At 54.3% G+C, this 26,612-nt stretch carries 26 protein-coding genes, 1 tRNA gene and 1 pseudogene; 15 read left to right on the forward strand and 13 right to left on the reverse strand.

Going from position 1 to position 26,612, the window contains the following annotated elements:
* Window positions 1–13: 13 nt before the first annotated feature.
* Both AC2FID_RS15285 and AC2FID_RS15290 read right to left on the reverse strand, forming a co-directional pair.
* Window positions 14–589, reverse strand: coding sequence for a PA14 domain-containing protein (locus tag AC2FID_RS15285; protein WP_109312215.1), 576 nt, complete (start codon window positions 587–589; stop codon window positions 14–16).
* 115 nt (window positions 590–704) lie between these two features.
* Window positions 705–1,157, reverse strand: coding sequence for an Lrp/AsnC family transcriptional regulator (locus tag AC2FID_RS15290; protein WP_058273360.1), 453 nt, complete (start codon window positions 1,155–1,157; stop codon window positions 705–707).
* Between the two features lie 73 nt (window positions 1,158–1,230).
* On the opposite strand from AC2FID_RS15290, the gene AC2FID_RS15295 reads away from it, so the two are divergent.
* The 3 genes from AC2FID_RS15295 to AC2FID_RS15305 all read left to right on the forward strand — a co-directional run bounded on the left by AC2FID_RS15295 (window position 1,231) and on the right by AC2FID_RS15305 (window position 3,798).
* On the forward strand, window positions 1,231–1,827 hold the full coding sequence (locus tag AC2FID_RS15295) for a LysE family translocator (protein WP_109312213.1): 597 nt from the start codon (window positions 1,231–1,233) through the stop codon (window positions 1,825–1,827).
* 223 nt (window positions 1,828–2,050) lie between these two features.
* Complete coding sequence (locus AC2FID_RS15300) at window positions 2,051–2,734, forward strand: hypothetical protein (protein WP_496837520.1); 684 nt, start codon at window positions 2,051–2,053, stop codon at window positions 2,732–2,734.
* Window positions 2,735–2,835: 101 nt separating this feature from the next.
* Window positions 2,836–3,798: an acetyl-CoA carboxylase carboxyltransferase subunit alpha gene (locus tag AC2FID_RS15305; protein WP_496837522.1), complete on the forward strand. Its 963-nt coding sequence runs from the start codon at window positions 2,836–2,838 to the stop codon at window positions 3,796–3,798.
* A 4-nt stretch (window positions 3,799–3,802) separates the two neighbouring features.
* On the opposite strand, the gene AC2FID_RS15310 is transcribed toward AC2FID_RS15305, so the two are convergent.
* The 3 genes from AC2FID_RS15310 to AC2FID_RS15320 all read right to left on the reverse strand — a co-directional run bounded on the left by AC2FID_RS15310 (window position 3,803) and on the right by AC2FID_RS15320 (window position 6,415).
* Window positions 3,803–4,930 carry a lytic murein transglycosylase gene (locus AC2FID_RS15310; RefSeq protein WP_496837524.1) on the reverse strand — a complete coding sequence of 376 codons (1,128 nt, stop codon included), beginning with the start codon at window positions 4,928–4,930 and terminating at the stop codon, window positions 3,803–3,805.
* Between the two features lie 111 nt (window positions 4,931–5,041).
* Window positions 5,042–5,689 carry a GntR family transcriptional regulator gene (locus AC2FID_RS15315; protein WP_058279022.1) on the reverse strand — a complete coding sequence of 216 codons (648 nt, stop codon included), beginning with the start codon at window positions 5,687–5,689 and terminating at the stop codon, window positions 5,042–5,044.
* Window positions 5,690–5,719: 30 nt separating this feature from the next.
* Window positions 5,720–6,415: a M48 family metallopeptidase gene (locus AC2FID_RS15320; protein ID WP_058273366.1), complete on the reverse strand. Its 696-nt coding sequence runs from the start codon at window positions 6,413–6,415 to the stop codon at window positions 5,720–5,722.
* Window positions 6,416–6,515: 100 nt separating this feature from the next.
* On the opposite strand from AC2FID_RS15320, the gene AC2FID_RS15325 reads away from it, so the two are divergent.
* Window positions 6,516–6,842, forward strand: a complete 327-nt coding sequence (locus tag AC2FID_RS15325) for a TIGR02300 family protein (protein ID WP_108861356.1) — start codon at window positions 6,516–6,518, stop codon at window positions 6,840–6,842.
* Window positions 6,843–6,984: 142 nt separating this feature from the next.
* Window positions 6,985–7,060 (forward strand) — tRNA-Ala (locus AC2FID_RS15330).
* Between the two features lie 221 nt (window positions 7,061–7,281).
* Here AC2FID_RS15330 and AC2FID_RS15335 read toward each other — a convergent pair.
* The gene (locus AC2FID_RS15335) at window positions 7,282–8,700 is read right to left on the reverse strand and encodes an MFS transporter (RefSeq protein ID WP_496837527.1); all 1,419 of its coding nucleotides are present in this window, start codon (window positions 8,698–8,700) and stop codon (window positions 7,282–7,284) included.
* A gap of 69 nt (window positions 8,701–8,769) precedes the next feature.
* Here AC2FID_RS15335 and AC2FID_RS15340 point away from each other — a divergent pair, with 69 nt between their 5' ends.
* The 3 genes from AC2FID_RS15340 to AC2FID_RS15350 all read left to right on the forward strand — a co-directional run bounded on the left by AC2FID_RS15340 (window position 8,770) and on the right by AC2FID_RS15350 (window position 11,451).
* Entirely contained in the window at window positions 8,770–9,177 is a 408-nt protein-coding gene (locus tag AC2FID_RS15340) for a helix-turn-helix domain-containing protein (RefSeq protein ID WP_282169985.1), read from the forward strand.
* Window positions 9,178–9,592: 415 nt separating this feature from the next.
* Complete coding sequence (locus tag AC2FID_RS15345) at window positions 9,593–10,795, forward strand: Aq_097 family APC-type transporter (RefSeq protein WP_496837529.1); 1,203 nt, start codon at window positions 9,593–9,595, stop codon at window positions 10,793–10,795.
* 290 nt (window positions 10,796–11,085) lie between these two features.
* Window positions 11,086–11,451 carry a hypothetical protein gene (locus AC2FID_RS15350; RefSeq protein WP_496837531.1) on the forward strand — a complete coding sequence of 122 codons (366 nt, stop codon included), beginning with the start codon at window positions 11,086–11,088 and terminating at the stop codon, window positions 11,449–11,451.
* 205 nt (window positions 11,452–11,656) lie between these two features.
* Here AC2FID_RS15350 and AC2FID_RS15355 read toward each other — a convergent pair whose 3' ends face one another.
* Genes AC2FID_RS15355 through AC2FID_RS15370 form a run of 4 tightly spaced genes read right to left on the reverse strand, consistent with a single transcriptional unit; the run spans window position 11,657 to window position 17,141 of the window.
* Window positions 11,657–13,444, reverse strand: coding sequence for a DUF3604 domain-containing protein (locus AC2FID_RS15355; RefSeq protein WP_496837533.1), 1,788 nt, complete (start codon window positions 13,442–13,444; stop codon window positions 11,657–11,659).
* 5 nt (window positions 13,445–13,449) lie between these two features.
* A complete protein-coding gene (locus tag AC2FID_RS15360) occupies window positions 13,450–15,366 on the reverse strand; it encodes a DUF3604 domain-containing protein (protein ID WP_496837405.1) in 1,917 nt (638 codons plus the stop codon).
* Between the two features lie 15 nt (window positions 15,367–15,381).
* On the reverse strand, window positions 15,382–16,164 hold the full coding sequence (locus AC2FID_RS15365; protein ID WP_496837535.1) for a hypothetical protein: 783 nt from the start codon (window positions 16,162–16,164) through the stop codon (window positions 15,382–15,384).
* Entirely contained in the window at window positions 16,164–17,141 is a 978-nt protein-coding gene (locus tag AC2FID_RS15370; RefSeq protein ID WP_496698430.1) for a SphA family protein, read from the reverse strand. Before AC2FID_RS15370 ends, AC2FID_RS15365 begins: the two co-directional genes overlap by 1 nt.
* 203 nt (window positions 17,142–17,344) lie before the next feature.
* Here AC2FID_RS15370 and AC2FID_RS15375 point away from each other — a divergent pair, with 203 nt between their 5' ends.
* From AC2FID_RS15375 to AC2FID_RS15390, 4 genes are all read left to right on the forward strand, one after another.
* The gene (locus AC2FID_RS15375) at window positions 17,345–17,893 is read left to right on the forward strand and encodes a Crp/Fnr family transcriptional regulator (protein WP_496837401.1); all 549 of its coding nucleotides are present in this window, start codon (window positions 17,345–17,347) and stop codon (window positions 17,891–17,893) included.
* A gap of 1,054 nt (window positions 17,894–18,947) precedes the next feature.
* Window positions 18,948–19,244, forward strand: a complete 297-nt coding sequence (locus AC2FID_RS15380) for a HupE/UreJ family protein (RefSeq protein WP_496837679.1) — start codon at window positions 18,948–18,950, stop codon at window positions 19,242–19,244.
* A gap of 400 nt (window positions 19,245–19,644) precedes the next feature.
* A complete protein-coding gene (locus AC2FID_RS15385) occupies window positions 19,645–19,962 on the forward strand; it encodes a hypothetical protein (RefSeq protein WP_496837537.1) in 318 nt (105 codons plus the stop codon).
* Window positions 19,963–21,195: 1,233 nt separating this feature from the next.
* Complete coding sequence (locus AC2FID_RS15390; protein ID WP_496837539.1) at window positions 21,196–22,209, forward strand: autotransporter domain-containing protein; 1,014 nt, start codon at window positions 21,196–21,198, stop codon at window positions 22,207–22,209.
* A gap of 902 nt (window positions 22,210–23,111) precedes the next feature.
* Here the strand turns inward: AC2FID_RS15390 and AC2FID_RS15395 are convergent.
* The 3 genes and pseudogenes from AC2FID_RS15395 to AC2FID_RS15405 form a co-directional block, all read right to left on the reverse strand.
* Window positions 23,112–23,465: a putative quinol monooxygenase gene (locus tag AC2FID_RS15395; RefSeq protein ID WP_282120779.1), complete on the reverse strand. Its 354-nt coding sequence runs from the start codon at window positions 23,463–23,465 to the stop codon at window positions 23,112–23,114.
* Between the two features lie 101 nt (window positions 23,466–23,566).
* Window positions 23,567–24,145 (reverse strand): IclR family transcriptional regulator domain-containing protein, encoded by a 579-nt coding sequence (locus AC2FID_RS15400; protein ID WP_282170083.1) that lies wholly within the window; start codon window positions 24,143–24,145, stop codon window positions 23,567–23,569.
* 45 nt (window positions 24,146–24,190) lie between these two features.
* Window positions 24,191–24,328 (reverse strand): annotated as a pseudogene (locus tag AC2FID_RS15405) (helix-turn-helix domain-containing protein); the annotation flags it as partial.
* A gap of 70 nt (window positions 24,329–24,398) precedes the next feature.
* On the opposite strand from AC2FID_RS15405, the gene AC2FID_RS15410 reads away from it, so the two are divergent.
* Genes AC2FID_RS15410 through AC2FID_RS15420 form a run of 3 tightly spaced genes read left to right on the forward strand, consistent with a single transcriptional unit; the run spans window position 24,399 to window position 26,584 of the window.
* Entirely contained in the window at window positions 24,399–25,754 is a 1,356-nt protein-coding gene (locus tag AC2FID_RS15410; protein WP_496837541.1) for a selenium-binding family protein, read from the forward strand.
* Window positions 25,751–26,116 (forward strand): 2Fe-2S iron-sulfur cluster-binding protein, encoded by a 366-nt coding sequence (locus tag AC2FID_RS15415; protein ID WP_109310877.1) that lies wholly within the window; start codon window positions 25,751–25,753, stop codon window positions 26,114–26,116. The genes AC2FID_RS15410 and AC2FID_RS15415 overlap by 4 nt, the downstream gene beginning before the upstream one ends.
* 3 nt (window positions 26,117–26,119) lie before the next feature.
* Window positions 26,120–26,584 carry a CoA-binding protein gene (locus AC2FID_RS15420; protein WP_496755601.1) on the forward strand — a complete coding sequence of 155 codons (465 nt, stop codon included), beginning with the start codon at window positions 26,120–26,122 and terminating at the stop codon, window positions 26,582–26,584.
* Window positions 26,585–26,612 lie beyond the last annotated feature (28 nt).

Raw genomic sequence — 26,612 nt, forward strand, 5'->3', positions numbered from 1 at the left:
GCCTTATTTGGGCCTAACGGCCAAAGACGTCGTTAGGCGTCCATGTAAAACGCTCACCTTTCTTTCCTGACTTCATCATCAGGCAAGATGTACCGAGCTTCTGAAAATAGATTATCTTCAGCGGATACCAGCCCGCCTTCGGCACCTCTACTTCAGTTCGTTGATTGGCCTCACACCCCTGAATACTATTGACTTTGCCGATCTGCTGCCCGCCGACCCAGGCATCGATTCCATCGTTTGACCATGTCTCCAACTCGTAAACGCCCGGTGAGTCAAAGCGCATGTAACCGGTGATTTCTGCAGCGACATTATAGTGGTGGTCGAATGTCAAAACATCCTCGCCCTCGTTTGTATCCCTATAATCCAAACCGATCAGCGGCTGCCCCGGCTGGGCCTTAGGCAATAACTGCTTGGCATGAGTGAGATTGCGGATTTTGCGCTGAGTACCAGTTCCCACATATTTTACATTCAATCCCGCTTTTGGACTGGGTTGCGGACTGGCGGGCTGTAATTTGAGCGGCGCGGCCACTGCTGAACTGGCGATAAACGCCGCAGCTGCTATCAGCGCTCCAATGCGAACAAATTTCATTATCTTCTCCCTGTGTGTGGCCTGTTGGGGTTGTTCCCCTTCGATCAGGTCCTTGAGAAGACACTAGGCTGTGAAAATTCACCCGGCAAGCCGGTTGAAGATAACAATTCAAACGTCAGGCGCGCATATCTTTGGGTGAATCCATCACCACATAAGACGTGATCGACGTCACATGCGGCAGTGTTCCCAGAACTTCGGTGTGGAATGTCTTGTACGAAGGCAAGTCCGCGCATTCCACGCGCAACAGGTATTCGATTGTCCCCGTGATATTGTGGCATTCGACCACTTCCGGCACACGTTGAAGAGCGCGTTCGAACCCTTCCTGGGCAGCTTTGGTATGTTCACCCAGCCCAACGCCGATATAGGCGACGAATCCGACACCAATCTCGGATGGATTCAAGACTGCGCGGTAGCCCGAGATTACACCCGAACGCTCCAGCTCCTGCACGCGGCGCAGGCAGGCAGAAGGAGACAACCCTACCCGGTCCGCCAGATCCAGATTACTGATGCGGCCGTCTTGCGAAAGTTCTCGCAATATTTGCTGATTTATGTGGTCAATTTTCGCCATTGATTGTGATATTAACGAGATCGCGCATTAAAACGCAATTTCATTTGTTCGGTTTGCAGCAATTATCCAACTTATGACCTACGATATCCTTCTGGCCCTGATCGCCTTTGCTTTTGTCTCGTCCATTACACCTGGACCCAACAACCTGATGCTGATGGCGTCTGGGGCCAATTTCGGATTTCGAAAGAGCATCCCGCACATGCTGGGGATCGGGCTTGGGTTTACCTTCATGGTGCTATTGGTCGGCACCGGGCTGGTGCAGCTATTCGACAGATATCCGATCAGCTACACGGTGCTGAAATTCGCCTCTGTTGCATATCTTCTGTTCCTTGCTTGGAAAATCGCACATGCCGCCCCGGCGAAGGGGCAAAACACGACAGGCACGCCGATGACGTTCCTGCAGGCAGCAGCCTTTCAGTGGGTCAACCCAAAGGCCTGGGCCATGGCCCTGACAGCCACAACCGCCTACACACCTGATCAGACCCTTCAGGCGATCATTGTGGTGGCCCTTGTTTTCGGAGCAGTCAATCTGCCCTCGGTCAGCACATGGACCGTTCTGGGCCAGCAAATGGCGCGCATCCTGACGAACCCGCGCCGGTTGATGGTGTTCAACTGGACAATGGCGGCTTTGCTCGTCGGCTCGCTCTACCCGGTTCTATACCCGAACTGAGCAATTTCAGCGGCAGGTCTTCAGCCTGATTTCCATGACTGTGGGCCAAAACACTCAGAACGCGGTCTTCATCGGCATCCTTTCTATTTGCCTACCTGCGGATTCATATTCCGCAGCTACAAATCTTACTGAATTCACATCGGACCACACACGTAAGAATGTTACACTGGGCGTATAACTCACGAGACCAACAGACTTTCTAACATGGTAAATGAGGACCGATATGAACAATCCATCTCGCCCGCTCCGCCAAGTCCTGTTTGCCGCCATCCTTGCCACAATTCCGGCTATTGCGCAGGCCGATGACGTCCAGACACAAACCATGATTTCTGAACGTGTCAGCCAGCATAACCCGGCGCCCGAAGCCTATATCAAGGATCGCCCAATCCTGGGTTGGCAGCTGACCAGCGATGACTTCGACGCCATCCCCGACGCGATCCGCGAAAACCTCGGTTCGGTTGATGGCACCAGTTACGATCAGGCTTACCTGACCGAGAACGTCGGCTCGATCATTGCGCTGCAGTTCCGCAAGGATGGCCCGGACTTCTACATCATCGGCAAAAGCACGTTTGACGAGGCCTACGAGCTGGTTTCACTGGACGATGTTGCGGCCAAGAATGCGCGCCTGATCGAACGGCTGGACATGGCCCCTGAGGTAAAGGCGATGTTCGAAGATCAAGCGCCCGGCATTGTAGGTGCGCCCAAGACGACGCCAGTTGATATGCTGCGCCTGTCTGATCTGGGATATGCAAAAAGCGTTGCTCTGACCATTCAGGCCCCATGGGGCGAACAGACCAAACCCGAAGGCGCGGACGCATTTCTGGTCTGGGACAGCGGCGAGAACCAGTACTACATGGTGAACGCTGACGACGACGGCCTACCGTCCAGCTACGTACCTGTGAAGTAACCCATACTGGCGCGGCCCCTGATCGGGGCCCGCTTTACCTTGTGTTGCATTCCTCTGACAGCAAGTTCATATAGCAATGAACTTCCGCGTTGAGAGGCGTCATGACCCAGTATCTGGATTTCGAAAAACCCCTGGCCGAGATTGAAGGCAAGGCCGAGGAATTGCGCGCGCTTGCCCGCGCCAACGAAGAGATGGACGTGGCCGAAGAAGCCGCCGCGCTGGATGCCAAGGCCGCCAAGTTGCTGGATGAGCTTTATGGCGATTTGACCCCATGGCGGAAATGTCAGGTTGCGCGTCACCCCGAACGCCCCCATTGCCAGGATTACGTGGCCGAGCTGTTTACCGAGTTCACGCCGCTGGCGGGTGATCGCAACTTCGCTGACGATCTGGCTGTGATCGGCGGTCTGGCGCGTTTCGATGATCAGCCTGTCATCGTGATCGGGCACGAAAAGGGCTCGGATACCAAATCGCGGATTGAACGGAATTTTGGCATGGCCCGCCCCGAGGGGTATCGCAAGGCTGTGCGCCTGATGGAAATGGCCGGACGTTTCGGTTTGCCCGTCATCACCCTGATCGACACGGCAGGCGCATATCCGGGCAAAGGTGCCGAGGAACGCGGCCAGTCCGAGGCCATCGCGCGGTCGACCGAAATGTGCTTGAAGATCGGCGTTCCGCTGGTGTCCGTGATCATTGGCGAAGGTGGTTCAGGCGGTGCGGTGGCGTTTGCCACAGCAAACCGTGTAGCGATGCTGGAACATTCGGTCTATTCGGTGATCTCGCCCGAAGGCTGCGCGTCGATCTTGTGGAAAGACTCAGAGAAAATGCGTGAGGCCGCCGAAGCCCTGCGCCTGACCGCACAAGACCTGCAAAAGCTGGGCGTCTGCGATCACATCATCACCGAACCCAAGGGCGGCGCGCATCGCGACCGCGCCGCAACGGTCGACTCTGTACGCGGCGCTATTGCTGCTATGCTGAAAGAGCTGGATGGCAAGGATGCGGCAGCCCTTATCAAGGACCGCCGTCAAAAATTCCTGGATATCGGCTCGAAGGGGTTGGCGGCCTAAAGCGTCAGCCACCGAGCTGGCGCAACAAAGCCGCCGAAGGTTCCCCGGTTACGGCCAAGCCACTGGCGCGTTGATACGCGCTGATGGCAGATTTCGTGTTGTTGCCGATAACCCCATCCGCGCCCTGCGTGTCGTACCCTGCGGATGTCAGGCGGCGCTGCAGCTCTTTGCGATCCTCAAGCGTCAACCCGGTCGCATCGGGCCCGAACGAGGCCTGAAATGGCGCACCACCAGCGATCCGGTCAGACAAATGTCCAACGCCGATCGCGTAGCTGTCCGAGTTATTATAGCGCTTGATCACCTGGAAATTGCGGAACACCGCAATGCGCGGCCCCGGCGTTTGCGGCTGTAACACCGCGACAGGTGTTCCCGAAACAGTGCCAGCTTCGCCACCCCATGGCTGTCCGCGCACCCAGCCAGCCCGCGCCAGATAGGCGGCGGTCGAGGCCAAAGAGTCCGTGGGATCCTCGGACCAGATGTCCCGACGGCCATCACCGGTGAAATCCACCGCATAAGCCAAGTAAGACGTCGGGATGAACTGCGTATGCCCCATCGCCCCGGCCCAGCTGCCGGTCATGTTCGCGGGCGTTGTATCGCCCTCTTGAATGATCTTCAGGGCAGCGATCAGCTGTTTTTCAAAAAACGCGCCGCGACGGCCGTCATAAGCCAGGGTCGACACTGCCGACACCACCGGCACGTCCCCCCGGCGAGATCCATAACGGCTTTCCAGGCCCCAGACGGCAACGATAACCTCTTTATCGACGCCGTACTTTGCCTCGATCTCTGACAGGGGTCCTGCATGGCGCACCAGCATCTGCTTGCCGGTTGCGATCCTTTCATCAGAAGCTGCAATCGCCAGATAATCCTCAAGCGAGCGTTTGAATTCGACCTGATTGCGATCTCGTTCGATCACGCCCGGCAGGTACCCCGCCCCCTGAAAGGCCCGGTTGATGGTGGTTTGAGAAATACCTTGCGAGGCCGCGCGGGACTTAAAGCCGGCAACCCAGGCGTCATAGCCTGCGTTGGGGACGGCCTGCATCCGCGTTGCCGGGGCGCTGGTTGGCGTGCCACCGGAACAGGCGGCCAAAAACGTTGACCCAAGTCCAACTGAAAATAGGCGTCGATTGATCATGTCTGAAATCTGCTCTTGTTGTGATTTGGGTCAGAGTATCGCAGACCAAGTGCGCAAGCTAGTTCTGCGGTGCTTGGAAACGGCAACCCGATCACTTCGGCGACAAGCCGCTTAACTGACCAGCATCCGCAGCCCTTGCGTCACATCAGACCGTACAGCCAGCCTCAATCCGGGCTCATCCCCCGCCTTCAACGCCGCGATGATCAGCTTGTGATAATGCGGCGGCTCTGTCCGCCGCAACCGCCCATAGAGCGCCCGCATTGTTGGCCCTAGCTGAAGCCATACCGTTTCCACAATGGCCAGCATCGCCGGAGCCTGAGCACGCAGATACAGCGTGCGATGGAATTCCAGGTTCGACCGGATGTAACCGACGGCATCCCGTTTCGTGACCATTTCCGCGACGGTCATGTTGATACTCTGCAATCGGTCGATCAGGGCCATATGTGCACGGGGCAATGCGCGACTGGCCAGTTCGACTTCTAGCAGTGCACGCAGGGCTGCCAGCTCTTCGATACGGTCATTGGTCAGCTCGGGCGTGGACACCCGACCCGAAGAAGACAGGAAGAGCGCCCCTTCGGCCACCAGTCGCCGCACCGCTTCGCGCGCAGGCGTCATTGAGACATCAAATTCCTTGCCGATGCCGCGCAGGGTCAACGCCTGCCCGGGCGCTATGTCGCCGTGCATAATACGTGAGCGCAGGGCTCGATAGACCAGATCATGAGCTGCGGGTTGGGTGTCGGTTGGGCGAGCGCTTAACATATCCCCATGTGATCACAAATTGCCGCGCGGTCAACTCGTCGCGCTATCAAATCTATACTGGTGAAGCTGCGCCCCGTTGTCGCGCAGCCAGCGCCTTTGGGCTTTGCAGTCACCAAACAGGCGCTCGACCTGCGCCCAGAACGCGGTGGAATGGTTCATTTCGGCCAGATGTGCGACCTCATGCGCGGCGACATAATGAAGGATGTCCGATGGCGCGAGGATCAGGCGCCACGAAAACATCAGACCACCAGTCGAACTGCACGATCCCCAACGAGACCGCGTATCGCGCAAGGTCAGGCTGGAATAAGGTCGGCCCAGCATTGCCGCATAATCGTCGCAGGCCTCGGTCAGGCGATCCCGCGCCAGTTCCTTTAGGAACCGTGCCAATCGCCGAGCTTCGGCCCCTTTGGGGATTGCAACCTCTGCGTCCCGCAGCAGAACGCGTCGGCCCTCTGCCGGTACGATTCGCCTCTCTTTGCCTTCAATGGGGATTGATTGCCCGAATCCCACGGCCAATGGGTTGGGTCTGTCCTCAAGATGCTCACGGATCCAGTTTTCCTTGACCTTGGCGAAATTCAGCGCCTCGGCTTCTGCTACACCTTTAGGGTAGGTCAGTGTAACCCGCCCGTCCAATTGAGAAATTCGCAAGCTGATACGCCGCGCCCTGGCCGATTTGCGCAGCGTTAGCGGCACCGGCGGTTTTCCGGGCAATGCGTGGTCCCCCATGTGCCTGTTTCTCCTGCTCAAAGGCTTTGACAGTGCCCGCTGCATGTGGCACGTGACCTGAATCATTACTACGACTCACCTGATATCAAGGGGATCTGAAATGCCCAAGGAAGAATGGGGTGTAAAACGCGTTTGCCCGACCACCGGTAAGCGGTTTTACGACCTGAACAAGAACCCGATCGTCAGCCCCTACACCGGCGAGATCGTGGAGCTTGAAACCGGCAAGAGCCGGATGATCGCCGCAGATGCGGAAGATGCCGCGTCGGCAAAAGCACGCGAAAATGCGTCGGAAGAAGATCTGGTTCTGGACGATGACGACAGTGTCGACGTCGAGCTGGACGATGATCTGCTGGATGATGATGACGACAGCAGTGACGACGTTTCGCTGGACGAAATCACCGATATGCCAGCAGAAGAAGAAAGCTAAAACCGGTCCGGGGCGGCCGTTGCGCCGCCTCAAACTACCCCCGGATGCGAGGCAGAATCTTTTCCGCATAATCCATTTTTGGACTTGCGCTCATTGCCGTCGTCTCATAAACGTCCGTCCACCGCTACAGCGGTACCTGGAAGGGGCCTTAGCTCAGTTGGGAGAGCGCTTGCATGGCATGCAAGAGGTCAGGGGTTCGACTCCCCTAGGCTCCACCAAACTCCAGCAACACAACTAGATGCAAGCATTCGAGCGGTGTGACACACAGGTGTGACACAAAATGAAGCAGCATGCGTATCTCTCACTGTCCAGACACGGCACTTATTACTCCCGTTGGCCCCTAACCATTGCCGTTTCAAAGCCCGTCCTCATCAAAGAGTGTGATTTCCGGTTTTCCACAATCGCCCCACAGTTAGCGGCCCCGCTTTCCTCAACCATCTTACTCAGCTGGGTTAGGTGCCTCGCGGGCGTGCCGAACTTGGCCGAAAATCGCCAATCCCATGGCGATCAGGGCCAAACATGCAGTGGCCGTAAAGGTCATCGAAAAAGCATGTGCAATATCCGCAACCGGAGCATTCGCAGTATCTCCAGTCCCGACTATGGCAACAAACAGTGTGGATATAGCAGAAGCACCCGTCATCAGACCTAAATTCCGCGAGAGCCCGAGGAGGCCAGAGAGTCGGCCACGCTGTTCCCTGGCAGCGTGGATCAGAACTGCTGTGTTGTTGGCGGCAAGAAAAAGTTGAAAGCCAGGCGTCAGCATGATGAGTGAGATCAAATAGCCGCCGACTCCGAAGTATCGCGGCAGGTATGCCAAGCACAGCAGACCAAACGTGGTCTGCACAAGGCCGATGATCATCGCGCGATCTGCGCCAACCCGATCTGTTACCCAACCGGCCGGAACACCGAAGAGCGCGGCGACCAATGGCCCCGCCGCCAAAACCAAACCAATGGCTGCATCGTTCAACCCCAGAGAAAAAGCTAGATAGAACGGACCAACAACCAAAGTTGACATCATGATTGCACTGACCAGCAGGTTCATCAAAAGCCCGATACTTGTTCTCTGGTCGCGGAGCAATTTCATGGGCACCAGTGGAGAGGCCACACGGGCTTCGACCATCCCAAACACGACGATTGCGATCAAAACAGTGAAAATAAGCGCGCCCGGAGACAACGGAATGCTTGATGCCCCACCGCTGGTTGCCACCGCGTAGGCTGAGAGAGCTATCACCAACACAAAGGTTCCCGGAAAATCCAACTCTCGGAAAGATACGGTCCTCCGTTCGCAATCGCGCGTGATAGAGGCGACGGACAGACAAAGCGTAACACTGGCGAACCCGGCAAGAAACCAGAATGCCATGCGCCAGTTGCCCATAGCAAGTAGCACACCACCCAGCGAGGGGCCCAATGCAGTCCCGGCAGCGGAAGTCGTCCCGAGCAACCCCATCGCTGTGCCCAACCTCTCTGTCGGGACGAGATCACGTGCGATAGACATCGGAAGCGCGATCAGGATCGCTCCGCCAAGCCCCTGCAACGCACGTCCAGCGATCAACAAGCTGAGGCTCGGAGCCGTCGCGCTTAATACTGACGCTGCTATAAAAACGATGAGACCTAAAACCAGCAAGCGGCGATGGCCGAATAGATCGCCAAGCCGTCCGGCCGATACAACGGCGATGGTCACTGATGTGAGATAAGCCAGCATTACCCATTGCACCTCCGACACTGTCGCGGAGAAGCTGTGTGCCAGTGTCGGAAGCAGTACCGCCGCTATACTGATTCCCAATGAGGCGGTCAGTGTCGCCGCAGCGAGGGCAATCAGGATGGGAGTGGGATTTTGTGCCTGTATCGCATCGGTCATCGTAAATTCTCTTGTCTCGTGTACCAGTGAGAAGTTACTCTGCCACTTCAAGTCAACTTGAGGTCAACCATGAAACTTCTTGATATCGGTGTCTTGTCTAAAAGGAGCGGCGTCCCGCCCTCAACACTGCGCTATTATGAGGAAATTGGACTGATCCAATCAGCTGCGAGGAATGGCCTGCGGCGGCAGTTTGAGACCTTGGTGTTGACGCAACTCGCCTTGATCTCTTTAGGGAAAATGGCGGGGTTCTCGCTTGCTGAGATCAGAGGCATGTTCGCCAAAGATGGAACACCGAAATTGCCTCGCCCCGAATTACACCTACGGGCAGACACTCTCGACGAACAAATCCGAGGCCTGACCCGGCTTCGGGATGCGCTCCGTCATGTGGCAGATTGCCCGGCGGAGACCCATATGGACTGCCCGAAGTTCAAACGCCTCATGGAGTTTGCGTCGCGCTCCGCCGCTGCTCGAAAGTGATAGGAGCGCCAGCGAAGGCTGCCTGCAACCCGCCAAGCAACAGGAAGGTCTTTTGCTGCGATCTGACGAATGGGATAGCTTTGCACGGACCTATACTTCGGTGATGAGACATATGATTTGATCCTGAACTAAAATCCGGCGTTTGGTTTCGGCCCAAAGCGGACCTTCATATTGATCGCAAGTGCTGCGGTGCGGCTTCGCCAAACCACTTACTCGGTGCACGCCCGAGTGTCGCATCCCTATGGATGGCAGCGACACGCAACGGAGCCTGTCAGGAAATTTTCTCAACAACAGCAAAATAATCAATGCTTAGATTAAACATAGGGAAAGGGCCGAAACACAGTTAGAAGTAGTTAAATCGGATAGAATTTCTCAAGAGGCGAAGAACACGCCCGAACCGGATAGGTCTGTTGATTTGATACCGACAATTACCTTTGTGGCCATTGGAGCAGTCGTTCTTTTAGGATTACTGTTCGCTCCGTTTTCACAAACCGCGATTTGGCGCGCCACAGTTACCCCACTCGCCTCAATCATCGGGAGTGGTTTTCTGGTTTCCGCCCCTCTGCTTGCCCGGGAGTTCGGGGGCTTTGCTGCGCTTGCGATGGCGCTGTTAATTCTCGTGGCAATGCTGATTGGATGGACAATTCGCTACAACATCAGAGTTGTCGAACCACAATTGGCAGCTGACAAGGATCATGTTCTGCATTCGATTGAGCAACTCAGTCATATTGTTCTCGCATTTGCCTACTTCATTTCCGTTTCCTATTACCTTGCCCTTCTCGGGCACTTTGTCCTACAGGGCGCAAATATCGACCGGCCAGAGTTAGCAAAACCCATCGCGATAAGTCTTTTGATAGCAATTGGGCTATTAGGTTGGAGCGGTGGAGCGCAAAAAGTTGCCCGCGTTGAACGCTATGCGACAGCTTTAAATCTATCAGTGATAGCTGGTTTTCTTGCGGCTCTTGCGGTTTTTGCATTCGGGAAGATCGTCGGGCCGGGCGACTTTCTGTCAGCTGCTGGCAAATTCGAGCTTAAGTCACTTCCTGTTCTTCTCGGGTTGCTGATTGTTGTGCAGGGATTTGAAACGACAAGGTTCATGGGCGAGGAATTTGATGCGCAGACCAGAATTAAGGCGATGTGGAACGCGCAGTTGCTCTCCGGGGTTATTTACATTGTCTTCTTCATACTCCTTTCGCCGCTGCTGATAGATCTGTCTCAGGGAGAGGGAGTTGCTGCTGTTATATCTGTCTCGGCTTTGGTCGCGGGCATACTGCCGATTTCTTTGACAATTGCTGCGACAGCCAGCCAATTTAGCGCATCTGTTGCAGACAGTATTGGGGATGCCGGCCTGATCGGCGAGATCACTCATGATCGCGTAAACCCCAGCCACGCCTATGGTTTAATTGCGCTGGTTGGAGTCGGCATTCTGTGGTCGACTGATGTTGACCAGGTGATTGCCTTGGCAAGCCGTGCCTTTGCCTTGTTTTATGCCCTTCAATGCTTGGTCGCATTTGAAGCTGCACGTAAGCGTAAGGGTGACGGGAAAAAAGCCGCTGCCTTTTTGGCGCTAAGTGTTGTTTCCGGAGCGGTTTTTATTTTTGGGGTTCCTGCTGGTTGAATAGGATTGCACCAAGGAATGGAAAACCGAACGCTTTCAACACTCGGTTATGTCCGAACGAAGCCGACTTCGCCTCCTCGCTTAGATCAACAGAAGTGGCGCTAAAAGTTCGCAGACCCTGGAAATTTGACCCGATAGCGCCCAGAATACCAATTGAGGTGACGGCTAGGTGCAGAACGCCTAACCTATGAAAGAAATTGTTCTTGTTTCCAGTTTCTTGGGGTCAATTCAGAAACAGATTTCAAAAAGCGCCATTTTCTATTGAGGCGTACGCAATAAGGGAGAGGGAAATGACCACTGAAGACCAACTTTGGGCAACAGAAGAGCGGCTGTGGTTAAACGGTTTCGAATCCGCACATTCAGAAATATCTGAAGATGCCGTGATGATCTTCCCGTACCCAGCGAAAATTCAACGCGGTACGACTGGTGCGCAAGGTACGGCAGGATGGCGGACGGTTCGAATGAGCGACCGACATTTCAATCAAAAAGGTGAGATTGCTGTTCTCGCATATCGGGTTTCAGCCGAGCGTCCTGACGCTCCGATTTACCATGCGCTATGTGCGTCGACCTATTTGAACGATGCAGGTATTTGGAAGCTCGTGTCACATCAGCAAACACCAGTCGACGATGAGGCGCCAGCGCAGCCCGAGCTTTGATAGATTGATACAAAGGACATTGTTCCGGCCGTCACACTGGGCCTGCAGTTGATCTCGGACGCAGCGCGGGGAAAAAACCGTTAGTTGCGAGCTACATGCGTTACCGGTAAGGGCTACCGCACTTCTTCAGGATTTGAACCTGGCGTTGCTTTCCGCATGTTGTAAGACTTGAAAACTCAACTGTTGCCCAAGTTGAATTCTCTGATTATCCGGTGGGTGAATACCAGATCGGCGAGCCCCAGGCGCGTTCCTGAATCGTAGCGGGGACTTCTTCCAACAAAGGAAGGCCAGAACGAACGGCATCATACGTCGACCACCTAGGCGTCGGAATCTCGATAGCACGTGCATAATAGAACGCGCTTTGCTCTGGGTTGAAGTCTGGGTCAGTCCAACTACCCATCAATGTTGGGGCACCAATTTCGTTCGTATACAGCGCAGTTGTCAGATCGACGGTGTTGCCCACCGAAGGAAGTTTGCCATCTGCGGTGATCTCGCGATCGCCGGACCAGGCCACGTCGATGATCTCTTCGTGGATCTCCCCCGCTGAGTCGACCCAGCCCTTGATGATCTGGATGCGATCCAGATTGGCGCCGTCCGGGTCTTTTTGCGCATATACGGTGAAAGTGGGCGCTTTGTCTCCAATCAAATCACCACCCATCGGTACGCCGTTTTCATAGCCATCTTCCACCATTGCAACGGGATCGGTCGGATTGTCCGCAAGGTCCGAGCCACCGAACATCCGCACTTTGACCCGAGGCCCGGAAGTGGCGAAAGTTTCACGCCGTTTCATCGCGTCCCAAATCGAAGCTCGGGTGTTTTCCTCGGCCCAGACACCAGCAAGTGAACCAATCGAAAGGTCTATCCCGTCGATCCAACCGCCAACCCCGCCCTTGCGACGTCGATCAACACTACCATCTTCGGGACCGTGACCACCGATAAAATCGTCTTCGGCCACATCCGACATCAGGCCATTATGGTTGTCAGTGCCGCCGATGAACCCGTATTTGTAGGGATTTACGCCCAACTCCTGTTGGGCCGCCAGTCCCAGTTTCAACCCTTCGCGCACAAAGTCGCGCTTGTGGAAATACCGGTTTGAGTTTTTCTGAATGGAATTCGCGTTTTCGAAACCGGCGAACTCATCCGCCTGCCAGAATGCTTCGTGTACTTCAGAATTACCCTTGATCTGCATCATTTCGATCAGCGGCTCCCAAGCCTGCCGGGTGCTGGCCCAGTCCTTGTCCGGTGCTTCGCCAAAACTGTTGAGTTCGGGAAACATCTGCTGCTTTGACGCATTCGAATTATGCGGGATCGCCAAAAGTGTTGATCCGTTGTCTTGTGCGTTTTGCAGCCAGTCCCAGAGGTCTTCGACCTTGTTGGAATCATAGCTGGACATCGGAAGGTCCGGGACCACGCTATCGCGGAAGATCACGTTGCGATGCATGTTGCCACCGTTCGGCGCTGCGGACCATTCAAAGGCAATCAAGGCGGTAAAACTGCCCGGATCATTGTGTTCCTCGGCGGCATCGATGATGATCTGCCAACCGGATTTGGTGGTCTCAGGCCCCTGATAGAAAGGTGGATGGGTAGGATTTTCACTGCGATTGTTGGCGATGACGTACTTGTAGAACCAATCCTGTTTGTCTTTCAGCGTTTCCAAGCTGCGTAGTTGTTGCAGATCTTCTTGCTCGTATCCTGGTGCCTCGGGGAATATCGTCGAATACATCTCGCCCAAATATTCCACGTGATCGCTGACCGCTGCAAAATCGAGCGGGCGCGACAATTGTTTGTGACGTCCATTTACCAAGACTGACTCGCCCTTGGCAAAGCGCAGGCTGTCAGACGGCATCAGTCGTGCACCACCGATATATGCATCCAGCGACAGTGCCGTATGCATATGGGTCTCGCCAAAGTATGCGTTACGCATTGGGTTGGGTTCCGCCAACGCCATAGTCGAAAGCGCCAAGGTGGATGTCGCAATAATAAGTGTTTTCATCGGCTTCATCCTTCAGGTGTGTACCAAATTGGCGAGGTGTAGGCGCGCTCTTGCGTGATCATCTTGACTTCATCGGGCATGTCGACATCAAAGCGAACCGCATCATAGGCGGTCCAGCGTGGCGTCGGGATTTCGATAACACGAGCATAGTAGAATGCGTGCTGCGAGGGGTCGAACTCCGGATCAGTCCACACGGTACCCAGTTCAGCCCGGCCAATATCATTGGTCCAGCTTGGGATGCTCAGATCGACGGTATTTCCGACGGGTGGTAATTTATCGTCATCACCGGGCGTGCGATCACCGGCCCAAACCACGTCGTGGATTTTTTCATGGGTCTCGCCGTTTGCATCAACCCAGCCCTTGATAATCTGGATGCGGTCCAGGTTAGCGCCAATCGGATCACGCAGGGCGTAAACAAGGAAAGACGGTGCATCGCTACCCGCCAGATCGCCCCCCATCGGGACACCCTTGGAATAGCCGATCCGGGCCAACTCGCGGTGTTTGATGTCGTCGGCCACGAAGTCTCCGCCGAAGAACCGCACTGTGATGCGTGGGCCCGTGGTCGCATAGACCTCGCGCCGTTCCATCGCGTCAAAGATACCCGCCCGGGTGTTTTCAGTGGCCCAGACGGCCGTCGGACCCGGAGTGGCATATTGCCAACCCTTATAGGAAATTCCCAAATCCGCATTCCCTTTGGCCACCGAGGTGGCGCGGGTTTTTGACGGCTCCATCCAAGTGAATGCGCCAAAGAAGTTGTTGTCGAGCTGCGTGGTCAGCCCGGTGTGGATATCCGAACCACCCACAAAGCCCAACTTGAAGGGGTTGATCCCATCGGATTGATCAAAAGCCAGACCATTTTTTAGCGTATTGCGCACCATTTCCGTGGCGAGCATCTCAGGCGTTTTGGCTTCGGAGACATCCAGATTGGCCCAATCCCACCGTTCGTATTCTGCAAACTCATCTGTCGGGGACAGCATCGGATGGGTTTCGCTGTCTCCTTTAGTCTGGCCAATTTCAACCAGTTTTTCCCATTGCTGCCGGGTTTGCAGATACTCTCGGTCAAAAGGCGCGTTGTTGTTCAACGTGTCATTCAGCGCAAACATGATGCCGTTGCTGAGGTTCGGATTGTGCGGAATAGCAAGCACGTCCCCTCCGGTCTTGTCCTCATAGCTTTGCATCCATTTCCACAAATCGCGGGGATCCGGGCTGCCCATTGGAGGCGCCATCAGGAATGGAACCACTTGCAACGCCCTCTCAGGTCCATCGCGAAAGATGACATTGCGATGCAGGTTATTGCCTTCGGTCAACGAGGTCCATTCATAAGCGATCATCGCAGTAAAGACATGCGGGTCGTTGAATTCTTCTGCGGCCTGTACCAGATCGCGCCAGGTATTGTCATAGCCTGGCATCCCGGGTTGATACAGCAACGCCTGGCTCAACGTGCCCTGACTGAATTGCGCGATCAGGTCGATGCTGGCCTGTTTGGCCTCGTCACCGCCCTTTGCGAACGCTTCGTGAAACTTCTTGCCCTGTGTGTCCGCCATGATATTTGGCGCACCTTTTTTGATGTCAGTAATCACCCCCATACCATCGGTGTGTTCAGTCAGCATGTAAAAGTCGAAAGGACGCTCAAGCTTGACGGGTTGCCCGGTGTTCGACGTCACCTGCTCGCCCCGGGCGAACCGGTACATATCTCGCGGCATCAAAGTCGTGCCGCCGCCACCTGCGTCCGCCGACAATGCCGAATGGACATGCGTATCACCGAACAGGACCCTGGTCGGAAATCCCCGGTTGGCATTGGGAGAATAAGGCTGCCCCTTGAGGTCACCAGCCGCGTTGTCAGCCGAGGCCGTATCCTGCGCCAGCGCGGGTAACGTAAGTGACACCGCAAGTGCAGTTGCCAGAGTCAAATGCATGGTCATCTCAAACCCTTTCGTTCAAATATCCGCCCATCGTCTTTTCGGCACCAACAGCTTTGCTGTCAGGCCAATCGTGTCTTGTGGCCCGGTGCCGGTATCATAGAAATTACGCTCATAGATCAGCTGCCACTGAACCGGGACACCGCCGAGTTTGCTCAACTTCGAGACTTTCAGCCCAATCGGCAGGCTGGTGAATTGTGATCGGTCCCAATCGTATACAACAGTCATGTCAGATGTGCCGACCGACCAGCCCTGATCAAGCGTGTAGCTGACGATGGGTTGCAGAGTCGAAATGTTAACGTCCGGTCGCGTGTTGTCGCCGGCAACAGTCAGAATGTTCTGATTGAATAGCCCTGCAAGCCCCCACCCGGGCCGCGCCACGAAACCAAGCGCTGGCCCCAACCCCCATTTTTCGATGCTGACACCATCAGCACCCGTTGGCAGCAGGGCCACGACACCGATCCCATAACGGCCCCACGAACGGTCAAAGGCTGCCAGATTGAATAGGGTGGCATCGCCGATCCCGGTGTTGCCATTTGAGTTATACGTAACCGAGGGAAGCGTCAGGCGGGCAATGTTACTGATCCCCCCCAACTGAAACGGAATGGCGGCGCGAAACTGGGTAACGTTCAGTGCCCCGTTCGCGTTATGCGAAGAAGGTGAATAGAAATTCTGCAGTTGAAACGACATCAAGGACGCGGTCGGGTCGCTGGCTTGGCTGGCCAATGTCTGATTGTCCTGCTGTGCAATCGCAGAGGTCGGAATGACAGCCATCAGGACAATAGACAGAACACACCTCATCAGAACACCAATCCAACGGTCATCCAGACCTTGTCGCTTTCAAATCTACGTTTGGCCCCAAACTCCTTGATGTACTTTGCCTTGATTGAAATCGGCGTCTGGCCAACCTGGGTTGACCAGGTGACGATCGGGCCCAGCCCATAAACACTGGCCTCCAAACTATCAGCGCCAAGCAATTGTTTGATCCCATCCGCCCCGCTGCCGCTGTCATCACCGATCTGATGGTAGGCATATCCCGTTAGCCCAAGGGCAAGTTTGTTGGGCAAATGCCGCATGACCGCGCCTTCAAAATGCGCCTCGGGCGCGGTCTGATAGTCGGTTGCGTCGTTCTCGGCGCTGAAGGTGACGCCAAACGATCCTGAATACTCCCATCCCGTGGTCGGGTCGAACCAGGTCATCGACAGGGTTGGGTCAAATGCAAATCGGTTTTTCCCGGCATTCAGGGCGTCAATCGACCGGTTTGCGACGTTGATTTGCGTCGTCTGATAGTGGCCAGTGGGCAGAAAGAACTGTAAGGCCAATGTTGTGTGTAACTTGCCTTTGCTCCAGTTGAAGAGAGGCGAAAGAACGATATCACCAAAGGCATGTTCGCCGTCATCGTTGAGGGTTCCGGAAAACCCCGAGCTGAGGTCGCCAGAATACTGCCCGTTTGCCGAAACGTAGGGCAAATTGAAATTGAGGCCCAATCGCGCATTGCCCCACTGCGCGTCAAAAACATGTGTGAAATTGAATTTATAAGTAAACACCTCTACATCAGGGTCCGTCACGACCACACCGCCCGAAGCCATGCTGGGAGCGGTGCCGCTGAAATACACGAAATCATTATTTAGGTATGTTCCGGGAGGCGGTAGGATGCCCGACATGCTGTCACGGCTGCCAAGAAGATAGGTCTCGATACCTCCCTCTGCGGCTTGCACCTTTTGCGCGCACAAGAACACCGAAGCAGACAACGCAAGTAGCACTATTGTTGTCTTCAAATTCACTCTCCCAGATACAGAGCGCTTGTTCGCACGCTTTCAGATATGATAATCCAAAACGCGTGCGGAGATTGTCTTAAATTGGATATTTGATGCAGAAACCACCCAGAACAAACGAGATTCAGGCCTTAGTGGCGGCATCTCCCTGGCTTCGTGCGATAGATACACGTCTGGCTAACAGCCTGGTAAATTCAGGTCGCAGTGTGAGTGTCGAAAGTGGTGCGGGAATTTATGCACTCTCTGATCACGATCAATCCGTCTTTGCCGTGGTGTCAGGCGCTGTTGGAATTCAGTTAGACGATGGCCAATCAGGGATCGTGTTGGGCCATGTGTTCGGGCCCGGTGCCTGGTTTGGAGAGGCGGCGGCAATCACCGGCTTGCCCCGTCAGATTGGCGCGATTGCTCTGACAGATTGCCAGCTGCTTCGGGTCCCGTACGAGGCTTTGATCCAACTAGAGCAGGACGACCAACCGATATGGCGTGCACTTGGGGCACTGGCCGTCATAAATGGCGCACTTGCCATTCGCGTTGCCCGTGATCTTATGCTGGCGGATTCCAAACTGCGCAGCCTTACAATCCTGACCAGGATATCCGACGCTTTTGCACCGACCCGCGCCATACCCCTGACCCAACAGCATTTGGCTGAGATTTGTCGCTTGTCCCGAAGTGCCTTCGCCAAGCTGGTGGCAGAGCTGGAGGCCGACGGGTTGGTTCAGCGAAAATACGGCTCACTTGTGGTCGTCCCGCAATAATGGTCCCAGGCAAAGGAGCGCTCTTCCGGTTTTGTGATCAGCTTTGTAGCAGCCAACAAACTTACCAAACTCCGGAATACACAAGCTATTTCGCAAAGAGCCGCTGTTACATTTCTTTCTTCTTGGGCTAGCAATATTTGGCTGGTATTCGTTCCTACATCCCGAGTTGATCTGAGCCAGATTGTCATTGATGACGTGGATATTAATCGGTGGATCCAACAATTTCAGACACCCTCGCAGCGACCTCCAACTTTAGATTAACTGACTTCGCGTCCAAACGGGTTGGCGCGCGAGGGGCGCGCACCAGTCCTTGATCGTGGCGAAAGTGCCATTCGCCGCAGATTGGCGAAAAAGACGCACTTTTTGACACTGTAGGTGGTGCAACCGACGGAACCTGACGATGCGGCACTGAAAGAGAACCTTAACAAATACTCTGAGCGTTTCCTGAGTCCAGCGGCAATTGCGTTTCATCAAATCTGATTTGGGCCTGATCTCGACCCAGAAACCACTGAGACAACAATCGCTGCGTTGAATTCCGGGGCGAACCTGGATGATTTTGGCACACTTAGTCTGCTACCGGCAATTATTGCGACAACACCTGTCCAACAAGTCGCCGGTACGTTTGGGTGCATTTTATTTAAACGATCAGCAGCTTGCCGCCTGGACAAAGGCCCGGCCCGGTGCCCTGGGGATATTGCGCCAATATTGTGTGGGTAGATCCGCCCCAACAGCCCGCCTTGCGCGCGTTTGAGTCCATTCGTGATGAGGTTCTATTTGACGGGCACTGCAATTGGAAATCCGAGTTTCCCGACACGCAGATAAATGAGTTGAAACGCAAAGTAGACATCTCCATGCCCACTCCGGACAATCTGGGTGAAAAGTTGCCGCAATGATCCCGCGCCGATTTCTTGGTTGTACTTTGCATTGCTCTGTCGCCGATGAATGCCGCTTGTCGCACTACCTCATGTTTCAATACCCGCCCCCGGTTGGAGCGATCATAGCGCTGTCTATTGTATTCTAGGCAGTTGAAGTGCTCAAACGGGACGAAAAGCAGGTGCGTTTGTTCGAGCGCTCAAAATGGCTCATCGCGTTTGGCTTCGGCCTGTTACGCGGCCTCGGTTTCGTCGCTGATCTGCGGGATATTGAACCGCCTGGCAGTAATACTCCAACTACGCTTGTCGCATTCAACCATGGGGTCGAGGCAGGCCAGATTGCGTTTGTCGTGAACATCATCGCGACAGGATCTGTAATCCACCGTGCGTTCCATTCCTCTTTTGCCAATGGCAATATGCCCTCAGCCACCTCACTTCCGCAACGGGACATGTCATCGGCTGCGTGGCTACGTTTTTAGATAGCCGAGTGGCTCGCCTATTTTGGGTGCAATACCCAATAATAGGCCCAGAATTGGGTAAGCAGGGTCAAACAAAGGAACCCATTCGCAGCGATACTAGTTACGATTGTCGACACCTTCAGCAGCGAGGAACTCTGTGACGACGTGCCAAGAAAAACATAGTTTGAGGCGTGCTCAATATCTGCTTCCGATTTCGCAACCTCACTAACTCGCGGCTGCTGCGAACTTCCGCTCTGCGCCCTGAAACACCCAATCTCGTTCGGGAAAGATGAGTCTTCTGAATGCTCTTGTTTTCGGTCTATCGCATCCTCAAGTAATTTGGCCTGATCATCAGCCCGGCCGAGGTGGTTCTGTCTGTCGCAGACGAGCTCCGTAACAAGACCACACAGCCGAACCAGCTGTGGCAGACAGACTTCACGTATCTGAAAGTGATCGGCTGGCTGGGGTTGCTTACTACTCTCGACGACTACAGCCGTACATCATCGCCTGGAAGTTCTGCGCGACGATGAAGGCCGAGGATGTGACCAACACGCTAGGCCTAGCGTTGCAAGCCTCAGGATGCGATCTGACAATGGTCCTGCACAAGCCAAAACTGCTAGGTGATTACGGGTCAAGCGACGTCTCGGACAAGCTTGCCGAGTGGCAAGGGGATCAACAGATGAAACACGTCAAGGGCACGCCGAAACACCCGCAAACCCAAGGCAAGATCAAGCGCTGACACCAAACTCTGAAGACCCGCACCCTGCTGAAAACGGCGACATACCTGGTGAACTTCACCATCAGATCAATGCATTTGTCGATCACTACAATCACAAACCCAAATGCAAGAACCTGCAAATCTTAACGCCCGCAGATGTCTATTTCGGGCGCGAGCAATCCATCCTAAAACGACGACAAAGGATCAAACAAAAGACTACCGAAACGCGAGGTTTGCTTCACCGCACAATCAAACAAAATAGATGAGCCAGATTCTCTCTAAGCTTACGCTGCCATCGGTTCAGTTTTGTGGGAGGCCGTCGAAAATTCTGTGTCTACGTGCCAGGGGCCGCGCCTGTTTCAGAGGCCATCGCAAACGGACGCTATCTTGATGCCTTTTCACAATGCTCTGACGTGCCGACACAATCAATTTGGATAGCGGGCTGCCAAATTGAGTGCACACGCAGCGTTTCAAATATACTGAACAAAAAAGGAGCCAGAAGATGAAAAAAGTAGTGATTGCTCCCGTTGTCTCGCTTGTTATTGCAGCATTGTCTGGGGTGACATTTGCAGACACATTTGACGTAAGCCCCGCGACGTCACAAACGCAATTGCAGAGCACGATGTCATCTTCGGGATTATGGGAAATCTCCTGTAGTATGTAAAGAATGCAGGGAAGCGGGCAGCCACGGGACAGAGCTTATCGGCGGCGTGACCTTTTATTTCCTTGAATTGCCTGAGGTGGACATTGATGCAAGAAGGCGAAAGAACGTTTTTGACATTGATGCTGGTACAGTGATCAAACGAATGAGGCGCTGAGCCTACGATGCCGCAAGAGACCCGGCTGTGTGAACAGCGGGGCGAGATATGCCGGTGATTAACTCCAGCCGGTTAGCCCCTTTTGCTGGCTAAACGCTGTGATGTGACGGAGCTTCATTGACCCGCTAAATTCTTAGGTCACAAACCGATCAATTACTTTGCCATTACGCGTAGCCAGTGACCATTCTTTCAAACTAAACCAACAGCGGAATGGGTGCACTTGTCGGCTTCTACGTGATCAATCCGGCGCGCGGTTGCCGCAAAACCAGTGTTTGCCTGACAGTTAACGCCCACTGCGAAAGACGCCCGACCGGGCGTTAACTTGATGCCTTTTCTCAAAACCTTGACCTGCCAGCGCAATCAATCTGAGCCGCAGATTGCCATCTTTATTGCACCCACAGCGTACCAAACACGCTTAGCTGAAAGGCGCAAAAAGATGAAAAAGGTCATGATTACATCCGTTACAGTGTTCGCGATTGTTGCAAGTGCTGGAATCTGCATGGCCGGCCCGTCGCATGGCCTCGGCCAACGCGGCTATGCAAAGGATGTTCGCTCATCTGTTTCGCAAATACGCAACCACACTGCAGCGGAAAGCAACGGTTCCAAACCATTCAATAGTAGCCTGGCGCTGACTGACTTGACAACAACCGCAGGACCATTGTTCTGGGTTGAGTCCCAAGGTGAACGCGACAGCTATGATGTCGGTGACGGCGAGATGACGACGAACAGCGGCAGTCTGCGGTATGGCGCGAATTTGCCTTTGGGTGAGGTCGGGGGCGGACAGCTGTTTGGCGGACTGGAATTTGGCATCGGCAGCCTGTCATCGAACATCGGCACCAGCTCGGCCAACGCCAATATCTCTACCAACGCCTATGATGCAACCCTGAGCGCGCTTTGGGTTGCGGATAGTATGTTCTATATCAACGGGCAGCTTCGCTATGGGTTTTTCGACAGCCAGGTACGTCCGAATGGCGGGGGCGCAGTGGATGCCGATGGCAGTGGGTATGAGATATCTATTGAGGTTGGCAAGCCCTTCACGCTTCCGAACGAATGGATGCTCATCCCGCAAGCGCAGGTCATGTACAGCGATATCGACATGGACGATGTCCCTGATCGAGTCGCGGGTAGTCAGATCGGATCTCTGGTGGATAGTGACACGTTGACCGCCCGGGTCGGATTGCGTGCTGAACGTGCCTTTGCAAACAATTCGATGCTGTACGGTCAAATCGACTTTTATCATGCGTTCGACAACGCGACCTCGGTGGTGTTTGGGCAAAGCGCAGTGTTCACGGAGCGAGGTCAGAACACAGCGGCCCTGAGCATAGGTGGCGATGTCGCGCTTTCGGATCGCTCATGGCTATATGGTGAGATCACCAGTGAAACCGGATTGGGAAGCAGCTCGAACGACCACCCCTTCGGCTGGAACATCGGCGTAGAGGTCCAGTTCTAAAGTGTCTTGCGTTTGGTCTGAAGCGAAATGGGTTTCAGGCATTAGCTTAATACCTTTTCCTAAAACCATGGTCTGCCAGCGCAATAAATCTGAGCCGCAGATTGTAAAATAAAAGACACACACAGCGCTTCAAACATGCTCGACCGAAAGGAACCAAAAACGAAAAAAGTAATGATTGCATCTGCTACGGTGTTCGCACTTGTCGGCAGTGCGGGAATGTCTAGAGCAGGTCCGTTGCGTGCCCACGACAACCCCGGGCACGCGCACGATGTTCGAACATCTGTATCGCAAACGCAAATCCACGCAAGTTCGAAAGCACGCGATCATACTGAAACAAAATCTACCAAACTGCTAAAGAATCTGGCGCTGGTTACGGTTTGATATCAGAGTATTCGGTTGACGAAAATTGCAATGATGCATGCACTAGTGCTTGGTCCTAAGAGCGTCGAAAATTGATGTCGGATGCTTGAGGTTGCTTTTCAATCGACAAGCATCCGCGAACCACCGTAGACCCTTGTGACGGTGCAAAAACTCTTGGACAATGTAATATCATCTGAACTGGGGCACCAGCTTGCTTACCCCACTGCGCATTGTTGGCCGACGTGCGGCTCCCCAGACTACCCTAACCTTCTCGAACACTATCCGGAGATCGGTCCGTCCAAGCCTGGTAAGGTCCGGTGTAGATCGCGTGTGTATACCCCTTGGGCTACTATGCCACGACTTTGCAAAAGTAGGTACCTGTGCAACCTTGCCGAAATATCCGATTGGGTAGTACGTGCAGCGAACGGCGGCGGCGTCCGCAGAGCATATTTTATTGTGCTTTTGCAACGTGCCCAAAGCCGGCAAGCGCTACATCCGGTCGTTTTCTCACAGCGACCAAAATTTCAAACGTCCGGTCGGATTCACCACTGCAGCAGGCTTGGTTTTTGGGCCTCGAAGCCTTTTGTCGTTGGGAAAAGCGAGCGCATCCGAGCAATAATTTCGATGTCACCATCCAGCATTGTTTGGACCGTGTTCAACCAGTTCTTAAAAGCTTCAGAATCCCAGTGATCCTGAACGGCTGCTTCGTCCCGGAACACTTCGTAGAAATAGAACCGATTGGGATTTGCCAAGTCCACCATGATCTGAAACTGGAAAACCTCTGCCTCTTCGCTTACAACACTTTGCGCTTCAAAGATGCTGGCGTTCAAAAAAGACTGCCGGTGCTCAGGTTTGACATTAACTGCGAAGAATCCCCCGCGCATTCCATCGTCCATACTTAGCCTCCTTGGCCGCCCGTAAACCCGTCTAATGGTATCAAACGTTTCGACGCCGCCGGATGGCGTGAACCTTCTCCACTGCTTTAGCCAACACTAACCTAGGCGGATTTCATATTCGCGTCTGCGCCATCCCATCCTAGGGCAGATGATAACTCATGCGACATTTCGATGAGTGCTTGGCCGATTTTGACCCGCATTGGAGGCGTAAACACCCGAACGGAAGCTGTGGCGCCAATGGACAACGTCGAACCAACACCTGTTTTGCCCAGTGTTGTTGCAACAGAACTTATACCTCTTTCCAGCTCTTCGACACATTCGGCGTATCCTTTGGCCCGAATGACATCGAGTTCTTTTGCCAGATCTTTTCCGCTGGTAATGGTGTGCTCGGTGTACCGCTTGAGCTGCCCGTTCAATTCGCCATGAGACAGCAGCTCTGGAGAAACGGCGGCAATTGCCTTGGCGCAAGAGCACGCGTGCATAGGCCGTTTGCCCACACCCGGGTGAAGATATGACACGCCCGTTTCTGGCGTGGCCACGTGAATGATCTCGACCCAGTTGCCGCGCAGTCGGGAAAGAAAGAACGCAGCCCCGTAGTCTCTGGCGCCGGTGGCCAAGATCGGCGCAATCACTTCCAGAAGCGCAGGATCAGAATGATCACTCCGGGTGATACGCTTCAATCGGGTTCCAATGGCAAACTCCCCTCTCGCAGATGTCTGCAACAGTCCGGACGAAACAAGATCCTGAACCAACCTATAGGCTGTTGGCTTAGGGAGATCGGATTGTGCACAAATTTCCGCGACAGTCGCATGCCCTTTTTGACCTACGACTTCCAATATCAGCGCTAAGCGTTCTAGATGCATTTTTCTCACTATGCGATAATAGTATTTTCGATATACGATACCGTAATCGTGATCAAGGGAGGGTTCAACGATGGATGGTGCATGTTGCGGACCGGGCTACGCCAGCCCGCAAGAGGCAATCCAAGCCCCCCGTGAGAAGCTTCTTTACACGATTGCCATTTATACAGGCACGGGCATTCAGAAGCCCGACTATCTTGCGACAGTGGATGTAGACCCGGAAAGCCCAACTTATTCTCAGGTGATCCACCGGCTGGAAATGCCGGGGATCGGGGATGAACTTCATCACATGGGCTGGAATGCTTGTTCGTCCTGCCACGACGACGGCTCAATGTCGCGAAAATACCTGATCCTGCCCGGTGTGCGTTCCAACAACCTACATATCGTCGACACGGTCACTGACCCACGCGCACCACGGCTGCACAAGGTTATCGACGGGGCCGAGATTAAGGCCAAGGCCGATCTGTCAGGGCCGCATACAGTGCATTGTCTGGGTTCGGAGATCATCATTTCCTTCCTTGGAGACGCCAAGGGTGAAGCTCCGGGCGGCTATCTGCATCTCGATAAAGAATTCAACATCGTCGGCCGCTGGGAGAACTCGATGGGCGGCATCAAGTTCGGTTATGATTTCTGGTATCAGCCCCGTCACAACGTGATGGTGAGTTCCGAATGGGCCGCGCCCAACACCTTTATGCCGGGTTTCGATCTGGAAGAAGTGGGTCACCTGAAATACGGGCGCGAGTTGCATTTTTGGGATTTCGAAAAACGCGAGCCTGTTGAAAGCTTCTATCTAGGCGAAGACGGGCTGTTGCCGTTGGAAGTCAAATTCCACCATGACCCAGACAGCACGCATGGGTTTTGTGGGGCCGCGCTGTCGACCAACGTCATTCACTGGTGGAAGGACGACGCGAATAAGTGGCAATGGGCAAAGATCATCGACGTCGAGAATGAGATGCACCCTGAATGGCCGATCCCGCTGCCAGGAGTGATGTCGGCGATCCTGATCTCGATGGATGACAAATACCTCTATCTCAACAATTGGCTTCATGGCGACATGCGCCAATACGACATCACCGACCCGCATAATCCCAAACTGACCGGCCAGGTGTTCATGGGTGGGCTTTTGGGCAAAGCGCCAACCGTTAATGGGGTTGAAGTCGCCGGTGGGCCGCAGATGTTCCAACTCTCTCTCGACGGGCGCAGACTCTATGTCACCACCTCGTTGTTCTCGACTTGGGACAACCAGTTCTATCCCGAGATCCGCGAAAAAGGCGGTGTGATGGTCATGATAGATTGCGATCCTGAAAACGGCGGCATGAAGATCAACGAGGACTTCATCGTGGACTTTGGGAAAGAGCCAAATGGCCCCTCGCGCTGCCACGAGAGCCGGTATCCAGGCGGTGATTGCACAAGCGACATTTGGCTATGACAACGCATACTGTGACGATCGCCAACAGGGATGGCGCGACATATGAGGTGGACGCACGACGCCCACTACTGGATACGTTACGCGAACAGGGTGTTGATCTGCCCTTCGGCTGCAAATACGGCGGCTGCATTACCTGCGCCGCGAAACTTAAAACAGGCACGGTGGATCAGCGCCGACAGGTCGCGCTGAACAATAGGCAGATCGCCAATGGCTACGTAATCCTCTGCGTGGCACGCGCGACGTCAAACATCACCTTGGAGATCGGGGTTGAGAGCCATGACAAGCTTTACCGCAATCCGTTCCTCGATCCACTCAAACCCCACGAACTCAAAGCAGACATTGCGACGCCGAAGGAAGGTTAACCGATGCCCGAAGCAGATATCGACCGTATGTATGATTACGACCCCAAGTATCTCGCCGAGATCCTGAAGTCGGTCAAAACCATTGCAATGGTTGGTGCAAGCGCCGACAAAACGAAATTTAGCTACGGCGTTCTGCGACAACTCAGCGAAATTGGCTACGACATTCTGCCGGTAAACCCTAACCCGAACGTCAAGGAAATCAGGGGCCTGAAGGTCTATCATTCACTCGAAGAAATCGACAAACCCGTTGATATGGTGGATGTCTTCCGTCCCAAGGAAGAACTCTTTGGCTTCGCCGAAAAGGCCATCGCGATCGGAGCCAAAGTTCTTTGGGGACAGATCGGCGTCTACGACGACAAAGCAGCACAGCTCGCCGAGGATGCGGGCCTCAAAGTTGTGATGAATCGATGTCCGAAGATTGAACTCTTCCGGCCGTTTTGGAAGCCCCGCCTCGATCTGAAGATATGATGGATCCTAATGGAATGTGGTTTGCTGA

Source organism: Ruegeria sp. CDSC068 (assembly GCF_059610545.1).